At 64.2% G+C, this 17,090-nt stretch carries 17 protein-coding genes and 1 pseudogene; 12 read left to right on the top strand and 6 right to left on the bottom strand.

Annotated elements, in window-relative coordinates; translation table 11 throughout:
• The first annotated feature begins 205 nt into the window (after positions 1 to 205).
• The 9 genes from OG963_RS43495 (at position 206) to OG963_RS43535 (ending at position 10,043) form a co-directional block, all read left to right on the top strand.
• Positions 206 to 388 (top strand): hypothetical protein, encoded by a 183-nt coding sequence (locus OG963_RS43495; RefSeq protein ID WP_331750062.1) that lies wholly within the window; start codon positions 206 to 208, stop codon positions 386 to 388.
• 243 nt (positions 389 to 631) lie between these two features.
• The gene (locus OG963_RS43500) at positions 632 to 1,609 is read left to right on the top strand and encodes a hypothetical protein (protein ID WP_331750064.1); all 978 of its coding nucleotides are present in this window, start codon (positions 632 to 634) and stop codon (positions 1,607 to 1,609) included.
• A gap of 547 nt (positions 1,610 to 2,156) precedes the next feature.
• Positions 2,157 to 2,471 carry a hypothetical protein gene (locus OG963_RS43505; RefSeq protein ID WP_331750066.1) on the top strand — a complete coding sequence of 105 codons (315 nt, stop codon included), beginning with the start codon at positions 2,157 to 2,159 and terminating at the stop codon, positions 2,469 to 2,471.
• Positions 2,468 to 2,983 carry a flavin reductase family protein gene (locus tag OG963_RS43510; protein ID WP_331750068.1) on the top strand — a complete coding sequence of 172 codons (516 nt, stop codon included), beginning with the start codon at positions 2,468 to 2,470 and terminating at the stop codon, positions 2,981 to 2,983. Before OG963_RS43505 ends, OG963_RS43510 begins: the two co-directional genes overlap by 4 nt.
• A gap of 726 nt (positions 2,984 to 3,709) precedes the next feature.
• On the top strand, positions 3,710 to 4,207 hold the full coding sequence (locus OG963_RS43515) for an MEKHLA domain-containing protein (protein WP_371800395.1): 498 nt from the start codon (positions 3,710 to 3,712) through the stop codon (positions 4,205 to 4,207).
• A 110-nt stretch (positions 4,208 to 4,317) separates the two neighbouring features.
• On the top strand, positions 4,318 to 5,799 hold the full coding sequence (locus OG963_RS43520) for a ketol-acid reductoisomerase (protein ID WP_331750074.1): 1,482 nt from the start codon (positions 4,318 to 4,320) through the stop codon (positions 5,797 to 5,799).
• A 333-nt stretch (positions 5,800 to 6,132) separates the two neighbouring features.
• Complete coding sequence (locus tag OG963_RS43525) at positions 6,133 to 6,465, top strand: Lsr2 family protein (protein ID WP_319740663.1); 333 nt, start codon at positions 6,133 to 6,135, stop codon at positions 6,463 to 6,465.
• A gap of 843 nt (positions 6,466 to 7,308) precedes the next feature.
• Positions 7,309 to 9,606, top strand: coding sequence for a SpoIIE family protein phosphatase (locus OG963_RS43530; RefSeq protein WP_371800396.1), 2,298 nt, complete (start codon positions 7,309 to 7,311; stop codon positions 9,604 to 9,606).
• A gap of 260 nt (positions 9,607 to 9,866) precedes the next feature.
• Entirely contained in the window at positions 9,867 to 10,043 is a 177-nt protein-coding gene (locus OG963_RS43535; RefSeq protein WP_331750080.1) for a DUF6193 family natural product biosynthesis protein, read from the top strand.
• A gap of 163 nt (positions 10,044 to 10,206) precedes the next feature.
• On the opposite strand, the gene OG963_RS43540 is transcribed toward OG963_RS43535, so the two are convergent.
• The 3 genes and pseudogenes from OG963_RS43540 to OG963_RS43550 all read right to left on the bottom strand — a co-directional run bounded on the left by OG963_RS43540 (position 10,207) and on the right by OG963_RS43550 (position 11,755).
• Entirely contained in the window at positions 10,207 to 10,467 is a 261-nt protein-coding gene (locus OG963_RS43540) for a transposase (RefSeq protein WP_371800397.1), read from the bottom strand.
• A 35-nt stretch (positions 10,468 to 10,502) separates the two neighbouring features.
• Positions 10,503 to 10,943 (bottom strand): annotated as a pseudogene (locus OG963_RS43545) (transposase); the annotation flags it as partial.
• Positions 10,944 to 11,116: 173 nt separating this feature from the next.
• Positions 11,117 to 11,755 carry an XRE family transcriptional regulator gene (locus OG963_RS43550; RefSeq protein WP_331750088.1) on the bottom strand — a complete coding sequence of 213 codons (639 nt, stop codon included), beginning with the start codon at positions 11,753 to 11,755 and terminating at the stop codon, positions 11,117 to 11,119.
• A gap of 223 nt (positions 11,756 to 11,978) precedes the next feature.
• Here OG963_RS43550 and OG963_RS43555 point away from each other — a divergent pair, with 223 nt between their 5' ends.
• From OG963_RS43555 to OG963_RS43565, 3 genes are all read left to right on the top strand, one after another.
• The gene (locus tag OG963_RS43555; RefSeq protein ID WP_331750091.1) at positions 11,979 to 12,848 is read left to right on the top strand and encodes a GNAT family N-acetyltransferase; all 870 of its coding nucleotides are present in this window, start codon (positions 11,979 to 11,981) and stop codon (positions 12,846 to 12,848) included.
• 191 nt (positions 12,849 to 13,039) lie between these two features.
• Entirely contained in the window at positions 13,040 to 13,237 is a 198-nt protein-coding gene (locus OG963_RS43560) for a hypothetical protein (protein ID WP_371800398.1), read from the top strand.
• 286 nt (positions 13,238 to 13,523) lie between these two features.
• Entirely contained in the window at positions 13,524 to 13,940 is a 417-nt protein-coding gene (locus OG963_RS43565; protein ID WP_371800399.1) for a hypothetical protein, read from the top strand.
• A 615-nt stretch (positions 13,941 to 14,555) separates the two neighbouring features.
• Here the strand turns inward: OG963_RS43565 and OG963_RS43570 are convergent.
• The 3 genes from OG963_RS43570 to OG963_RS43580 all read right to left on the bottom strand — a co-directional run bounded on the left by OG963_RS43570 (position 14,556) and on the right by OG963_RS43580 (position 17,048).
• On the bottom strand, positions 14,556 to 14,990 hold the full coding sequence (locus tag OG963_RS43570) for a cupin domain-containing protein (RefSeq protein WP_319740671.1): 435 nt from the start codon (positions 14,988 to 14,990) through the stop codon (positions 14,556 to 14,558).
• Between the two features lie 175 nt (positions 14,991 to 15,165).
• Positions 15,166 to 16,794, bottom strand: coding sequence for a monocarboxylate uptake permease MctP (mctP, locus tag OG963_RS43575; protein ID WP_319740672.1), 1,629 nt, complete (start codon positions 16,792 to 16,794; stop codon positions 15,166 to 15,168).
• Complete coding sequence (locus tag OG963_RS43580; RefSeq protein ID WP_331750317.1) at positions 16,791 to 17,048, bottom strand: DUF3311 domain-containing protein; 258 nt, start codon at positions 17,046 to 17,048, stop codon at positions 16,791 to 16,793. The genes mctP and OG963_RS43580 overlap by 4 nt, the downstream gene beginning before the upstream one ends.
• Between the last annotated feature and the right edge of the window lie 42 nt (positions 17,049 to 17,090).

Raw genomic sequence — 17,090 nt, forward strand, 5'->3', positions numbered from 1 at the left:
GCGGAGCAGGCGCGGTGCTGGTGATCATGTGGTTGTCGAGACCCATGCGAACCCCGAGCACGTCAATGCTGCCACCGTCAGCGGAGGCGGCCCGGACCCGTTTCTGCGTCTGCGGCGGAAAGAAGTGGATGCTTCGTCAGTGATGTGATCTTCGTCGTCTGTCGGCGTGTTGGTCCGGGTCGTCGTGCCGCAGAAGGTTTGGGTTATGTCTCGCGACAAGGCAGCGCGACTGCGCATGGATCACACCGGCGAGCCCTATACCGCGGCGTTCCACCTGGAAGCCCAAACTTGGAATCGGCTGGCTTTGGCCCTACAGCAATTGGCGCACCAGGCCTGCTTCCCTCGACTAGAAGCCGACCAGAACCTCCTGTTCTTGTGGGAGACGTGACAATGGAACCGCGCACTGCACCGACGGGCCTTCTTCGTCTGCCGGAAGAATTTTGCACGTGAGTGCCGCGAATAGAACGAGAGCGCCAGATGCATGCGATGCGTGTAGCCAGACCATCCGCAAGATTGCCAGCGAGTGTAGCTAAGCAGCGGAGTTGATCTTGATCGGCACGGTCTTCGATCGCCTACGATGAGTGCACCGTGCCGTCAGACGTGACACAAAATCCTCAGAGAGTTGTGCAGCATGACACAGTTTCCATTGACCGACCTGACCCACCCATTCGAAACTCATGTAAGTCCATACATTGAGGAGACCGAGGATCACCTGAGGTCGTGGCTCCGACGCTACAACCTTCTCGATTCCGAGACAGCCCTGACCCGCTTCACCTCAGCCGGCTTCGCTGACCTGACGGGAAGAACTCACTGGCAGGCGTCTTTCGACGACCTTGCCCTCGTCACTGATTGGCTGGGATGGCTCTTTGTCGTTGATGACTACTTCGACGACACTCCTGCGGGACGTCATCCCGATACTCCGCGCACCCTGCTGCGCGAAGCCCTCGACCATCTCACCATTCCCTATCGCGATGTACAGCCGCGCACAGCGCTACTCCAGGCGCTTGCTGATCTTTGGGAGCGCACGGCGACAAGTAGTAGCGAGAGCTGGCAACGACGGTTCGTCGGCCACATTGCCGAATATTTCGACCTCGTCATCTGGGAATCCAGAAATCGCGCCATGGATCAGATTCCGGATTTTTCTGCATTCTATGATATGCGCCGGAAAGCGGCCGGGATGGTATTCGTTGATCTCGTCGAATATATTCACCACAAAGAGGTCCCGGCGGAGGTTCTCAACGGAACAGCCGTTCAGACATTGCAAAATATCGCCATGGATGTCACGGATTGGGTGAATGATATATCGTCACTCGAAAAAGAAGTGTCGAATGGCGAGGTGAACAATTTTGTTCTGGTTACGGCGAACTGGTTGGGCTTGCAAGTACCGGCCGCCATCGAGGCTGTGGGTAAACTCATCTCGGATCGCAACAATCAGTTCGTGGCACTACGTCGCGAAATTACCGAGTCCGCTCATTCCATGCTTATTCCCACCAGCGCTGTCGACTATTCATGGTACCTCGATGGCCTCGAGAGCTGGATCAGTGGAAACATGCATTGGACTATTACCTCGCAACGCTACAGGAATCCTGACGCCGTATTCACGTATTGATCCGAAACATAGGATGTGCGGGGTGCCGGAGTGGCTGAGGATGCAGAGCTCCGGTGTTCTCACGATTCATGAGTTCGTCCTGCAATTCAAGCTCATTCTCCCTTGATCCCGTAGAGATCTGTGACCCGGCCGTCACCAGCGCCCCAGCCTCGTAACGAGTTCGTGGGCCTCGGCTCGTGAGCATTGCGGCCAGCTGCGGTGGACTCCCGACCGGCAGTCCGGAGCGCACCCTCCACCAAGCCATCCAGAAGTTCCCGAAGAAGGCGTGGGCACCGGCCCATGACGCCGACGGAACCGAGCCTCCCGGTGCCTGGGCCACTGAGATCACCGACATGCGCGGTCTGAGCACCGGACCCATAGACATGCTGCTCAACGTTCCGCCAGGAACGGCCTCACCTAGGCGCCCAGTTGCACTTATTCACCCAGTTCAACCCCGCCGTCCCCGACCACGACGCCGCAATCCGCGCCCTCGAACCCATCGCGACCGAGGTGGCGCCCACCCTGGGCTAGAAGCCCGCCACCGTGCCCGACCCCGCAGGAGTGTGAGATGACCCAGTACACCGGCCACCACGGCCCCGAAAGCCTCCGGACCCGCGGCACGATCGTCGTGGTGCCCGGGCGGGGTGAGTGCCAGGCCGCCTATACGCGGTTCGGCAGGCGGCCCGCCGACGCCTACCGCGTCCGTGTCGTCGACACCCGGTGGATCAACGCCAACGTCCTGCCCCATTCGCAGGCGCGGTTCGTCGCCGAACTCGCCGCGGCCGTCGAGGGTCCCGCGAAAGGGCGTTGCGCGGCCCGGCCTGGCCACCCTGCCGAGCGGACCGGATTCATCACCCTGCCCCGTCAAAAGGAAGCGATATGACCGCCCTTCCGTATAGCGACGCACCACCGCCGTCCGTGGCTCCCGACGGCGCGGACCTGCTTCGCGAAACCATGCGCCGGCACGCGGCCGGGGTCACGGTGATCACCTTCCCCGGCCCTGTCGGCTTCACCGCCACGTCATTCACGTCCGTCTCGCTGCGTCCCGCCCTGGTGTCGTTCTGCGTAGGCGTCGACGCTTCCAGTGCCCCCGCCGCCCGCAGCGCGGATCGGTTCGCCGTCCATATGCTTGGCACGGCCAACGCGGGGCTGGCGAGCCGGTTCGCCCGCAGTGGCGTGGACCGGTTCGCCAGTGTCCCCTGGTGGGCGCAGGATGACGGGCTGCCCGTCCTCTATGGCGTCGCCGCCTGGCTCTCTGCCCGGATCACTCTCCGTCAGACCATCGGCGATCACCTGCTGGTCGTGGGCGAGATCGACTCCGGCGCGACCGCCGGGCAGGCCACGGCACTCGTCCACCACAACGGGTCGTTCGCCTCAGCTCACCCTCTGGGCTGACCGCCGTCGCGGCGGTGTGCCCGCTGGTAGCCGACGGCGTCCCTGCCGCCGGCCCCCGGATCCGCCAGTTGGACACAACCGCGGGATCAGCTCGCGTGACATGCCCGCCGGCCCATTAGGCGAGCTGGTCATACGTCACGTTAGGAGAGTCCTCTGCCGTCGGGTTGAGCCTCAGACTCTATCCGCCTGGCAGGACTGCCGAACGGGCAGCGCTGAGAGCATCCAACTCGGCGTCGATCGGCTTTACGGGACAGCCCTTGGGCTAACAACTCACCAGACGTCAATATTTTGAAGCAAGTTGCAACATTCTGCTAGCGGTTCGCGTGGTCGCTGTGACGTGCCGCGTGCCCAGGTCGGGTGACGCGCGGAAGATCACCGAGGAGGAAGTGGAACGGGTGACCGGAAAATGATGGCACCGATATTCTTTCCCCATTCAACCTAGTCGTGATAATCGAGCAGGAAGCGCCTGAATTTCTCAACCTGATTGGTTAGTCGCGGTGGGGTCTCAACGAGCATTGGCCGAATCTCGGGAGGCTTGCTCCCTCTTCCGATGGTGGGCCGGAGTGCGTCACGATGGCCAGATTGTCGCAGGTGGGAAGGGTGGGAGAGAGCGTAGTGATTCAGTAATCACGCTGCGCGCAGATCGCGCCGCGTCCGTATGCTGGACACACTCCTTTGATTATGGCCCGCTGTACTATTTTCCTTCACGCAATGAGCCTAGGCGTTATGAGGACCGACGTGATAGCCCTATCATCGCCGCTCGACACGGCATTCTTCTCACTGTTGAAAGGCAGCTACGAGCAGCTACTCGGCCGGGCGTTGCTGCCCAAGGTTCCGGACGATGGGGATGAGGCCAACTGGCTCTATCACGACGCACCGTTCGCGGTGCTCGCGCAGAACACCGCCGACGACCCGGCTTTCGTCTACGCCAACATCGCGGCGCAGCGGCTCTTCGCCTATTCCTGGGAGGAGTTCTCCGGCCTCCCCTCCCGGCTCTCCGCACCGGCCGCCGACCGGGCGGCGCGCAACCGCCTAATGGCGGGTGTCCTGAGCCACGGCTACGCCGAGGGCTACCGCGGACTGCGGGTGGCTGGGACCGGCCAGCGCTTCTGGATCGAGAACGTCACCATCTGGAACCTGATGGACGCCGATACCGACGGTCCTGGATCCGGCGACACCGTCCGCGGACAAGCCGCACTCATCCGCGCGTGGTCTAACGCGTGACCGGCCCCGCCCCGTCCCGGCCCCGCAACGCCCGACCATTGGGCCACAACACCCCATCGTCCGTGAGCGGCATCACCCGAAGCACCCCGCCACGAGAGAGAAGTAGATCCATGACCCAGGAAACGCTGGACTTCGCAACGACCGTCTTCGACAAGGAGTACGTGTCCCTCGGCGGACGGCGCGAGGCCATCGTGCGCGGCGGCCGACACCTGTTCGACCGGCTGCCCGCCGCATTCGAGGGCGTGGGGCAGATCGGCGTCATCGGCTGGGGATCCCAAGGCCCGGCCCAGGCACAGAACCTGAGGGATTCACTGGGTGACGCCGTCAAGGTCGTCGTCGGACTCCGTGAGGGCTCCAGTTCTCTGCAGAGTGCCCGTGAAGCGGGCTTCACCGAGGAGGACAACACTCTCGGCGAGATGTCCGAAGTCATTGCAGCCTCCGACATGGTGCTGCTGCTGATCTCCGATGCCGCGCTCGCCGAGCACTACCGGGAGATCTTCACCGCGCTGCGCCCGGGTACCACGCTAGGGCTCTCACACGGCTTCCTGCTGGGCCACCTCCAAGACACAGGTGAGACGTTCCCGCAGGATGTCGACGTCGTCGCGGTGTGCCCCAAGGGCATGGGCCCGTCCGTTCGGGCCCTGTACGTTCAAGGCGCCACCGTCAACGGCGCGGGGATCAACGCCAGCTTCGCCGTCGAGCAAGACGTCACCGGGCGGGCCGTCGACCGCGCCCTGGGCTGGTCGGTGGCGCTGGGGGCGCCCTTCACCTTCCAGACCACGCTGCGGTCAGAGTACCTGTCCGACCTTTCCGGCGAGCGAGCCATGCTGCTGGCCGGCGTGCACGGCATCGTCGAGAGCCTCTACCGGCGCTACCGCGACCATGACGGCCTGAGCGACCACGACGCGTTCCGCCGCTCAGTGGAGTGCGTCACCGGCCCGGTTTCCCGGATCATCTCCAAGGACGGCCTGATCGGCGTCTACCGGAGCCTCGGAGAGGAGGAGAAGGCCGTGTTCGCGGACGCCTACTCTGCGGCGTACCCGATCGGCCTGGAACTGACCGCGGAGATCTACGATGAGGTCAGCTCCGGGAACGAGATCCGCAGCGTCATCTTGGCGGGCAAGCGCCTCGACCGCTTCCCAATGGGGAAGATCGACCAGGCGGACATGTGGCGCGTCGGCCAAGAGGTGCGTGCTCGGCGCGACGCGGACAACGAGGTTCCCCTCGACCCGTTCACCGCCGGTATCTTCTGCGGAATCATGATGGCCCAGGCCGACCTCCTTCTGGAGCAGGGCCACCCCTACTCCGAAATCGCCAACGAGTCAGTCATCGAGGCCGTCGACTCGCTCAACCCGTACATGCACGCACGTGGTGTGGCCTACATGGTCGACAACTGCTCGACCACCGCGCGGCTTGGCGCGCGCAAGTGGGCGCCGCGCTTTGACTATTTGCTCACCCAGACCGCCTATCCTGCGGTGGATGACAAGACGGTAGACCGCACGCCGTTCGCAGCGTTCGAGAGTCACGTCCTGCACCAGGTGCTGGAGCTCTGCTCGCAGATGCGCCCGTCGGTGGATATCTTCGTGGAGTGACGCGTGCGTGCGCCCCGCCCGCGCCAACGCCAAAGCGCTTTCTCCGCCGTCCAGTCCGATGGCCGGGACCGCGCTTTGGCGTGTGGCCGAACCATGCCGCACATTTCGATGCCGGTGTTAAGCGGGTCCGCGATGATCACGATTGAGGTTGTTTCTCCGCCTTGCGACCGTGCAGGTGGTACGGACGGCTATGGAGTACCCCTATGGTGTGGACACTTGCTCCGGTGAGATAGGCGCGCCGACAGTTGCCCATCGCCATGCGGGCTTAAGCGTTTCTCGCGGTTCCGTGAAAAGATCGAAGTGGACACTCCAAAAACCGGGTACCATCCCTCTATGGCTCAGAAGATTGTAACTGTCTACACAGATGACCTCACGGGTGCAGAATCCGAAGAGGTGCAGACGCATACTTTTTCGCTCGACGGCGTCAACTACGAGATCGATCTCGTGTCGGATAACTATGACGAGCTGTTCGAGGCGCTTGCGCCCTTCATCGACAAGGGGCGCAAGATCGGCCGGTCGGTGAGTGCAGGACGATCGCGTAAGGCATCGACCGACGGGCCCAGCGCAGAGAAAATTCGGGCCTGGGCGCGGGAGAACGGCCACCAGGTGAGTGACCGAGGCCGCGTTCCCGCCACTATACGAGAGGCCTACCAGAAGGCGCACTGACATCGTTACACATCCCGCTCCTATGGGATGGCCTCGATGCGCTGTGTTTGTCGCCGGTTCCCAGACGGGCCGGGCGGATTCCTGCATGGTTGCGTCGGGCGTTCCGACAAACGCGGCGAGGTGCCGTAGCTGTCGTCGTGCGCTCGCCAGGTGTTAAGCGGGGCGAGTTACTTGTGGGCGGAGGGTGAAGGTAGGAGCCCTTCATTTGAAGCACGGGCGGGTGCGCGTGGGACGTTGAGTGCTGTGGGCTGCGGTGGCGGCCGGCCCGATCGGCCTGCTTTGCGTCAGGTCGTGCACTGCAGTCCCGCCCTCTGTGCACGCGCGTTGCCTCTGGCGGTGTGCGGAGCCGCGGTATGGGCGGTGTGGCGGCCACACATCGCCGGGCGCGCGGTCGTTCCCGCAGCGGCGGGCTGGCTGAAGCTCCTCTCGGAGCGTTCCGGCCCGGCGGCGCGCGGTGCTCACAGGGGCACAGTCGTTGGACGGCGGATCTTGCCGTCAAGGACCTTGATATGGCACCGGCCGCCCCGGGATCCTGCCGGAAGACACTCGAGCCCCGGTCGTCCGGCGGTCCCGGTCATGCCGTCGGCCCCGCTGCCGCCTCGCACCGTGACGAGTAGTCTGTAAAGGGCTCATGCAGCGCTCCCATTAGCGACGCGGCATCGACACCGGCCTAGAGAAGACCACCACGCTTCACCTGGACACGGCGGGGGCGGTCGCAGTCCTAGCTCTATGTCCATCGTGCTGCGGCAGAAAGGGTGCACCTCGCTGGATGGAAACACTGGGATGGAGTTATCCCGTCCGAGTGTCGACGACTGCCTCAGACGGCAGATTACGAGGCACGCCATGTTCACCTACCTGTTTGAGGCACGTCCAGCGTCAGGCCGGGACGATGTCTACCGTAGCCAAGTCATGGCTTTGCAGGCGGCGCTCGGAGAGTGCGGCGACCTGATTGAACAATGCGAGTACCGCAGCGCTACTCGGGAGGGGTGGCTGCTGTGGATGTCGTCCTGGGCGAATTCTGGATGCTCAGCGCTGCAGTGTGCTAAACAAGTCAGCCGCAGCGCACTGCAGTCGTATAAGGAATCGGGCCTTCTCGAGTTCTGCTCCAGAGCAGGCTGTGAGTTCACGGGCACGGACTATGCCGCGTCGTCTGCTTCCGGCCGCGGCGATGGCAGTCAGCCCGTCGATAGAGCGACGGCAGTGACCGTCCTGAGTGCGCCGCGGGGAGAGCTGCCCGATCTCTGCGTCGGGCCGCGGCAGCGTGCCGAGAGGCTCGGCCTTGACGTATCAGCGCAGGGCTTGGTGATGTGGGACCTCTTTGAAGGGTTGGACGCCCAGGGTGAGACGCTCGTCCTTCTTTCCTGGAGTGACCTAGAGGCAGCCAGGGAGTTCGAGTGCCACCACAACCTGCCAAGCAGGGTACGGATACGTCACATTGACGTATCCAGCGATCGGTCTGGCGAGATTCAAGACTCGCCGCCTCTTGCGCCGTTCAGTGCACAAAAGCACTGGAAAGCACTGGAAATACTTGCAGAATCTGGTGCGACGCTGAGTGTCGATTTGGATTTGGTAGGAACAGCGCAAGCTTTGACTGACCTTCTGGTGCCTCACCTAGCTGTTGCCGCCACAGTCGATATTGCAGACACATCGGTCGGCGAAAGCGCCATAATCGCGTCATCGCCGCACAGATTGATGCGCATGGGTGCGACAAAGGCACCAACACTTGCCATCCCGGCTCGCGATGCCCGATTCGACGTGCCGCAATGCTTCCCCATTCCTGATGCTCACGCCTTGCTTTCCAGTGGCCCACGTGTGTTCAAAGTCAAAGATGCTGGCTTCAGTAACGCAGTTCAAGAAGACCGCCAGGGTTATCGGTATGTGCAAACCTTGGGCTTGGAGTCGGTGGGTCTTATCCCTTTGAGGGTGTGCGCAGGTGAAACTCTGGGGCTGCTAAGTCTGTACCGTCAGGATGGCCAGTTCGGGTGGGAAGACCTTAATTTGCTGGAAGAACTCGCGCGGCGTGCCTGTATAGCGATGAACAATTGTCGTGCGTACCTTCGCGAACGGGACGCCGCTACCTCTCTACGCATCGCAACGCGCCAGAGGGGCATTCCTGCAACACCCGCGCTGAACGTGCGCCATGGCTTCAGCGACGCAAACGATGCTGAAAGGTACTGGTTCGACGTCATCGCTCTTCCCGGTGCGCGAACCGCCTTGGCCGTTGGAAATTCTCTGTTGCAAGGGCCTTCGGTAGCGGCAGCAATAATGCGACTCCGTTCGGCGATCCAAGCTCTGTCCCATCTCGACCTGGCGCCACAGGAGTTGATGACAAGAGTCAACGACCTCACTGTCGATCTCGAACCAAGCCTTGCATCATCCGTGCGCGATTCCCAAAGCGCTGAGAACGGAACATGTTTGTATCTCGTCTACGACCCTATAAAAAGGCAAGTCACCTTCGCTCATGCCGGTGAGATCCAGCTCTTCGCTACTCTGTCAACAGGGGAGACTCAGATCCTGAGCGGTGGGAAGGCGCCGGCGCTCGGCCAACCGGGCCAAAAGTACTCGCAGGATAACGTCTCCGCTGAGCCAGGAACTTGTTTTGCACTGACTCCTCTTCCTCATGGTCTAAGCATCCTGAAGAAGGCCCTTGAGGAAGGGGCCTCGGATATTGATAACAAATTTCAGGATGCGGCGACGGCGTTGTACCCGACGCATCCCGAGGCCGCACCACTCGTCATCCTCCAGACGCATGCCATCGACTCGCAACACAGTGTGGCCTGGAACCTCCCTCAAGACATAGCAGCTGTTGCTTCTGCCAGGACGCTGGCTGAGCGGCAACTCAGCGTATGGGGACTGAAAGACGAAAATAAATTCATGGCAACGCTAGTCATTAGCGAGCTCGTTACCAACGCTATACGTTACGCATCTTCCCCTATTAGTCTCCGTCTGATTCGTCAAGATAAGCTGACATGCGAAGTGTCGGACGGCAGTAGCACCGCGCCATATATTCAGTACGCACTCCCAGACGAGGAGGGAGGGCGCGGCCTCTACATCGTTGCCGAGTGTTCCTCCCGGTGGGGCGTACGTCATGAATCCACAGGCAAAACAATCTGGGCCGAACAGAACCTGAATACAGCCTGACACTGGCCACGCTCGCATTCACTGAGACCGCGTTTGAGATCTGCTCTGTCTTGCGGCTGGGGTGCCGCCGAAGTGGCCGGTGTTGTTGAGGGGAGCTAGCCGACGGAGGCGACAGGTGCGGTGTACCGGTGAAGCAGTTCCTGATCAGCGAGGAAGGCAAACGGCGGCCTACGAAGCAGCCGTTGCAGAGTCAGCTAATGTCCGAGCATGGCAAAGAAGGACATACTCGGGAGAGCGCGAGACGACCCTGTGGCAGCTAAGTGGCAGGTCGTGCGAGACACGGACGCGAACCTCATCGACACAGCCTGGTAGAGGCGGCATACGTACACCCTGCCCTCCGGGCTCTGTTTCCGCTGGTCAGCCATGGATCGCTGCTTCAGCCGGTGCACCCGCTTCCCTTGTCGCAAGACCTGCCCTCGATCTTCCCCCACGGCTAACGGCACTTCCGTGTCCTTGGGCTGCATGAGCCGCGCCGTTCGGGGCGGGAGCAGATCGGTGGCCCTGTTACTGCCGATGAGGCCGTGGAACTCGTAGCCTCGCCGCGCCTCCCCCCGGACTGTGGTCCTGCCCTTGACCGCACGCCCGACGACCTCGAATCGCTCAGCCGAGTCGAATAGCTTGTCCGGCTGCGGCGCGTAGGAGCGCATGCGGGCACGGCTGCGTCGCCGGTCGGCCGCAGGTCAGACGGCAGACCATGACGCCGATCATCGCCCAGCGGATCACGGTCTCGGACAGGGCCGGAATGGTCTCGTAGTCCCGGGCGAGGCGGCGGTGGGCGGTGAGCCAAGAGAAGGCGCGCTCGATCGCCCACCGCTTGGGTTGGACCTGGAAGCCGCGCCGGCCCGGGTCTTTACGGACCATATCCAGCTCGCGGCCGAGGATCTGAGCGGGCCAATCGACCAGGCGGCCCGCGAACCCTGGTCCGCACAGATCTTCTTCACACCCGGGTGGTCGAGGCGGGTCCACAGCAGCGGACGCCTGGCGCCGTCGCGGTCCTGGATGTTCGCGGCGACGACGTGGACGGCCAGGAGCAGGCCGAGGGCATCGGTGACGATGAACAGCTTGCGGCCCTTGACCTTCTTGCCCGCATCGAAGCCTCTGGTAGCAGCCGGGGCGGAGCCGGCAGTGCGCACGGACTGAGAGTCGATCAGTCCGGCACTCGGTTCAGGGTTGCGTCCGTCGGCCTCGCGGACCCGATCACGCAGTGCGTCGTGGACGCGCTCGACGGTGCCGTCATCGTGCCACCAGGTTAAGTACCAGTAGACCGTGGGCCAGGGCGGGAAGCAGCCCACGGCTACGGCAGATCTCAAACGCGGTCTGAAGCCACTGGCTGCCACGACTCGTTCAGTCGTGGCGACGCTATGCGCTACTCCATGGGTGCAACCCCAACCCCGGCATCAAAGCCCGCGGCTTGGGCAACAGTCACCGCCTCGCTGGGGACCTCTCGGAGAGGTCAACTTTCCGCCAGCAGGGAAGTTCCACGATCCCGCATCACGAGACGACGGGCCGGTCATTTCTCGCCGTAGAGGGTGTGCGGGGGAGGGGCTGCCGAGTCTCGACTGTGCCCGGCGGTTGACGGCGTCACAATAGGTCGCACCTGTTCACCTTGACGGCCAAACAGACAGAGCGCTTCGGCAGGCTCTTGGCAGTTGTTGCCGAACCAGTGCGGCACCCGGGTGCCGAACTCGGCCGACTCGCCGACCCTCACCTGCAGATCCTTGTCTCCAAGCACGAGGCGCAGGCTGCCGGACAGGACGTACAACCACATGTGCCCTTCGTGGACCTGTGGGTCGGGATGGGCACGGCCCACCGGCACGACCAGCTTGAACGCCTGGATGGGGCCGATCTGGCGGGCGAGCGGCAGACGCACCATCCCGTTCCAGGGCTGCGGCTTCAGCTGATTGAAGGGACCTTCCTGCGGCACAGCCTGAACCACGTCGTCCAGACTGATCCGCAGCGCCTGAACTATCGGCAGCAGGAGCTCCAGCCCAGGACGCCGCTGGCCCGACTCCAACCGGGACAGAGTGCTCTTGGAAATACCGGTCGCCGCAGCGAGCGTCGTCAGAGTCACACCACGACGCATACGGTGCCGCCGCAGCTGAGGGCCTACTTCCGCTAGTGCCAGGGCGATCGCCTCGTGAGATTCCATGATGGCTCAACACCATTGCCTCGGCTCCGATTCCCGAAAACAGCAACACGACTTGGCGGGCTCTTTCGTCCCGTACACGATGCCTTGTATCGACGTGAGATCGCGGTCGCGTCAGGCGGGCAGTCGGCGAGCCTTCTCCTGCGAACTCCCGTGCCGTGACGAGCGCGTTGCCGCGGTTGCGTCTGACATCGTGTCAATTTCTTGATCCGGAAGGATTTCACTCGTGACAATCGACATCCCCGCCATCATTCTCGAGCGGGCCGAGGCAGAGGAGATGTACGAATTTGAAGGCGGAGTTCCGGAAGCGCTCAGGGAGAAGTGGGGGGTCGCGTCGACCCGACTGGGAGGCGGAGTCGTGTTGGCCATGCGGGACGACGTCAGTGACTACTGGAGCAAGGCTCTCGGATTCGGGTTCGACGAGCCTGTCACGCTGTCGCTGATGGAACAGGTCATCGCCTTCTATCGTGAACGGGGCGTCCGCCAGGCCACCGTCCAGCTCGCGCCGTCCGTAGTTCCCAACGACTGGCCCGCGATCTGTGAGGCTCTTGGCCTTGAACCCAGCGACATCATCCGCAAGCTTGGCTGTGACATTGAGACAGCGGTCAAGGCGAGCGAGAGTGTCACCCTCGACGATGGTCTGACGGTCGGCCCGGTCACCCCGGACGAGGCCGCTGCCTGGGCCGACGTGATGCCGCGCGCGATGGGGATGCCGCACCAGGGAATGCAGGACATGGCCGCCACCTCCGTCGTCCGGGACGGCTGGCACCCCTTCGCCGTCCGGGAGTCCGGCTCCATCGTCGCCACTGCCACCCTGCGAGTGCAGGGCGAGGTGGGCAGTCTCTTCGCGGGATGTACCTTGACCGAGGCACGCGGGCGTGGTGCCCAGTCCGCGCTGATCGCCGCCCGCATCCGAGCGGCCCAAGACGCGGGGTGCCGCTGGCTTGTCGTGGAGACGTTCGACGAACCCGCAGGCACGCACAACTCCTCGTACCACAACCTGATTCGCTCCGGATTCACGCTCCAGTACGGACGCCAGAATTGGATCTGGCGCAACCCGGCGGTGTCCGCCGGTGACGACGCCAGCGCAGGCTGAACCCTGCGGCCATCGGTGACCTCGGGTCCCTGACGGCCAGGGCGCGCCGGGCAGCAGGAAGGCAGGCTGCTGCCCGGCGGAGGTCCGTCACCCCTTCGTTGGGAGAGCAAGTGAGCAAGCGGCCGAGGTTGTCGACGTCCCGGTCCGGTTCGCCAGTCAGCCACTGATGTTCCGGCGGCCAAAGAATGGGCATGCCGGAGGAGCCCGCCATCGCCTCCCTGCGCGTACGGGCGGTGCCGGCCGACGAAGTCAGCCTGTTCGCCCAGACCCTGGCTGGGGGCCGGCGACTACAGCATCCCCGCCCCTGCAAGCGATCCGATGGCCGCAAGGTGATCGAGAAGTGGGGCACGCTGCGTCAGGCCGCGCCATGCGTGGCGTACCAGATGTAACAGGCGTCGACGCGGCTATCACCGCGTCCGCCGAGGTCACCGCGTCCTGAGCCGGACCGACAGCGTGTAGACGGTGGTGCCGCCACCGGCTCTTCCATGTTTCCTCGTTGGGTGCAACATGCCGCACGATGCGGCACCAGGAGACACGATTGTTCTTGAGGCCATCGCGGCCGCTCTTGCGATCGGATGGGGATGAGTTCTCACGGGCCTTGCCCTGCGTCTGCGGAGTATGCGGCGCGTCGGCTCCGAATCACTGCGCAACAGGGAGGCCGGACAATGCGAGTTCTTGGAGGAGTTTCTCCTCCATCGCGATCTGGCGACCTCCATCAGAGCCAGGGTGAGCCGCCGGCGGGTCCAGGTGATGTGGCTCGCATGGGGCTGGTCGGTCTACGTGCGGGTGCTTATCTCGCACATCTCCCTGCGCCATGTGCCCGAGGGATGGCAGGCGCACGGATCGTTGGCCCCCACGGAGGATCCGGACCTGCTCACCGGCATTGCGGCCATGGCCACAGCTGCCGGCGTCCTTATCGGTGGAGTTCTCAAGGGCATCTCGGCGCTTCTCGAGGCACAAGAGGACGCCGAGGCCAACCGCATGCGAGCACAGGCGGAACTGCACTACGCGCAGGCGGACATGGCACGCGCTAAGCGCGGATTCCCTCCGGGGCCTCATGTCCGGAAAACCGCTGCTCCTGAAAAGCCCTGATGCAGGCATCTGCTCCGGCCGTCCCCCGTTCCAGCTTAGCTGGGGCCGCCCGCGCTGCATCAGAGCGGGTGGGTCCAGGCATCACCGACGCGGACCGTCACACCCCGACGCTGCCGCCCACGATCAGTGAGCGTCCTCGGGAAGCCAGGAACATGTGACCAGTGTGCTGTTGGTGCACATCATGGTCAGGACCGCCGGTCGCGGGATTCCAGATCTGCAGGGTCTGGTTCTTGCAAATCGTTCGCTCCGCCGACCGCGTGGTGTGCTGACACGCACCAGATGCTGAACACTGGGCGCATTCGAGATGGAGCCCCAACGCCACTAATCGGCGCCGTCAGCGACTGGCTGTCAGGGATGCGGCACGATGCCCGCGTCGCAGGAGGTTCATCAAACCGCTGATCACGCGGTGGCCGTACCTGTTCCCAGCCGGGCCCACAGCAAGATCGCGAAGTCAGACTGAAGTATGAGCCCCGAGCGCCGCACCGCGGATCCGTGGTGCCCACATCACACGACAACGGCCCGCCGCGTGTCGCTGCTGAGCGGCGGGCGGCGGGCCATTGAGGCGGGTGGTGGGTGCCCGGCCGGGCAACAGCCACGACCGGGCACCGCGAGCCGCTACTGGAAGTCGCAGCCGGGGTTGGGCGCGTCCTCGGAGAAAGGCGCGCCGTGCGGGAGGACGTAGAGGACGTCGAGCACCACGTCCTGCCGGCCGAGGTTCCTGCCGATGTGGACGTGTCCTGCGCCCGACGGCTCCCGCAGGGCGCTGCCCGCGTGGTAGACGCCGTCGGCGGCGCAGGTCGAGTCGAAGTGGCTCAGCGTGCCCTTTTGCACGTAGCCGTACAGGGTGCCGTCGTGGAAGTGCCAGCCGGTGCTCTGGCCGGGCGGGATGGTGATCTCCCGGAGGATGTAGTCCGTGTCTCCGACGGTGCTCTGCGAGATGATCCGGGCCGTGATGCCGGGGCCTGCGGGGGTGGCGTCGGCGGTGCCGGCCACGAGCGAGAGGCCCGCGGCGAGCCCGGCGACCAGCGCGGAGCGAAGGAACGTGCGCATGGAGGCGCGTCTCCGTTCGGTTGTGAGGTGGGTTTCGGATGGTGCGCGAGCAGGGGACGTGGTCCCCTGCTCGCGGGGTCCCAACTGCCCGCCCGGCACGGATGGCAGGGCGGACGGCCGGGAAGGCGGCGTTTCCGGTGTCCTTGTCAGGAGCCGGAACGCCGCCGCGGGACCGTCAGTGGGCGGCCCCGACCGGCTGCGCCGGGATCACGCCGGGGTCACCGGGGTCGCCGGCTTCAGCGGTGTAGTCGGAGGGGCGGGTCTCGTCGGTGCCCTCGGGGGCCTTGAGGGCCTTAAGGACGAAGGTGAGGACGACGGTGACCACCAGGTTCAGCACGAAGGCGGTCAGTCCGAGGTAGCCGATCTCGCCGATGCCGGGGATCTCCTTGGCCGAGCCGCCGAAGTGCTTCTGGGTGGGCGAGGCGACCCCGTAGGCGGCCAGCGTGCCGTAGGCCATGCCGACCGCCCAGCCCGCAAGCAGGGCCCAGCGGTGGAACCAGCGTGTGAACAGGCCGCCGACCAGCGCCGGGAAGGTCTGGAGGATCCAGATGCCGCCCAGGAGCTGGAAGTTGATCGCCACAGTCTTGTCCATGGTGAGGACGAAGACCAGCGCGCCCACCTTCACCAGCAGCGAGACCAGCTTGGAGATCTTGGTCTCCTGCTCGGGCGTCGCGTTGGGCTTGATGAAGTCCTTGTAGATGTTGCGGGTGAACAGGTTCGCGGCCGCGATGGACATGATCGCCGCCGGGACCAGCGCGCCGATGCCGATCGCCGCGAATGCCACGCCCGCGAACCAGTCCGGGAACATGTCCTCGAACAACTGCGGGATGGCGAGCTGCCCGTTGGTGACCTTTACCCCGGCCGCGATCGCCATGAATCCCAGCAGCGCCAGCAACCCCAGCAGGAACGTGTAGAGCGGCAGCACGGTGGTGTTGCGGCGGATCACGTCACGGCTCTTGGCAGACAGAGTCGCGGTGATGGAGTGGGGATACATGAACAGCGCCAGGGCCGAGCCGAGGGCGAGCGTGGCGTACGTCCACTGCCCGGCCTCCGGCGGAACGACCCCACCGCGCGGTTTGCCCGTGGCGGGGTTCACCTGCGAGAACGCCTTGCCGGCGGAGGCGAAGACGTCATCGAAGCCACCGAGCTTGATCGGGATGTAGATGATGGCAACCGCGATGACGATGTAGATCAGCGCGTCCTTCACGAAGGCGATCAGCGCGGGTGCGCGAAGCCCGGAGGAGTAGGTGTAGGCCGCCAGCACGCCGAAGGCGATCAGCAGCGGCAGATCCTTCACGAACCAGTTGGTGTCCTCACCGCCGCCCACGCCCATCACGTCCAGCACCGCCTGGATGCCAACGAGCTGGAGCGCGATGTACGGCATGGTCGCCAGGATGCCGGTGACCGCCACCGCCAGCGACAGTCCCTTGGAGCCGAACCGACCGCGCACGAAGTCAGAGGTGGTGACATACCCGTGGCGGTGCGAGACCGACCACAGCCGGGGCAGGAAGGTGAAGATCAGCGGGTAGACGAGGATCGTGTACGGCACGGCGAAGAACCCCGACGCCCCCGCCGCGTAGATCGCGGCGGGCACCGCGACGAACGTGTACGCCGTGTAGACGTCGCCACCGAGCAGGAACCACGTGATCCAGCCGCCGAAGCTGCGACCGCCGAGGCCCCATTCGTCGAGATGCTCGGGATCGGTCGCCTTGCGCCAGCGGGCGGCGAGGAATCCCATGACCGCGACGGCCAGGAAGAAGAAGACGAAGACGCCGAGCGCCACGCCGTTGACCCCGTTCTTCATCGCGCGACCTCCTTACGGTTCCGCTCCTCGCGACGCACCAGCACATAGGCAAGGCACGTGAGGACGGAGGAAATGACGACCCACAGCATCTGGTACCAGTAGAAGAACGGGATACCGATGAACGTCGGGTCCGTCTGCGCATACGAGTCGACACAGAGCAGGGCGGCGAACGGTATGACGAGGCACAGGCCGACGACGACCCTGCCCGGTGTCACCACCGGTTGCCGCGCGCGGTCTCCGGATTCCTTCTGCAACACTTCGGCGTTCTCAATCTTTCGGTATGGCAGCGGGCGGGC

Source organism: Streptomyces sp. NBC_01707 (assembly GCF_041438805.1).
In the GTDB taxonomy this organism is placed as follows: Bacteria; Actinomycetota; Actinomycetes; order Streptomycetales; family Streptomycetaceae; genus Streptomyces.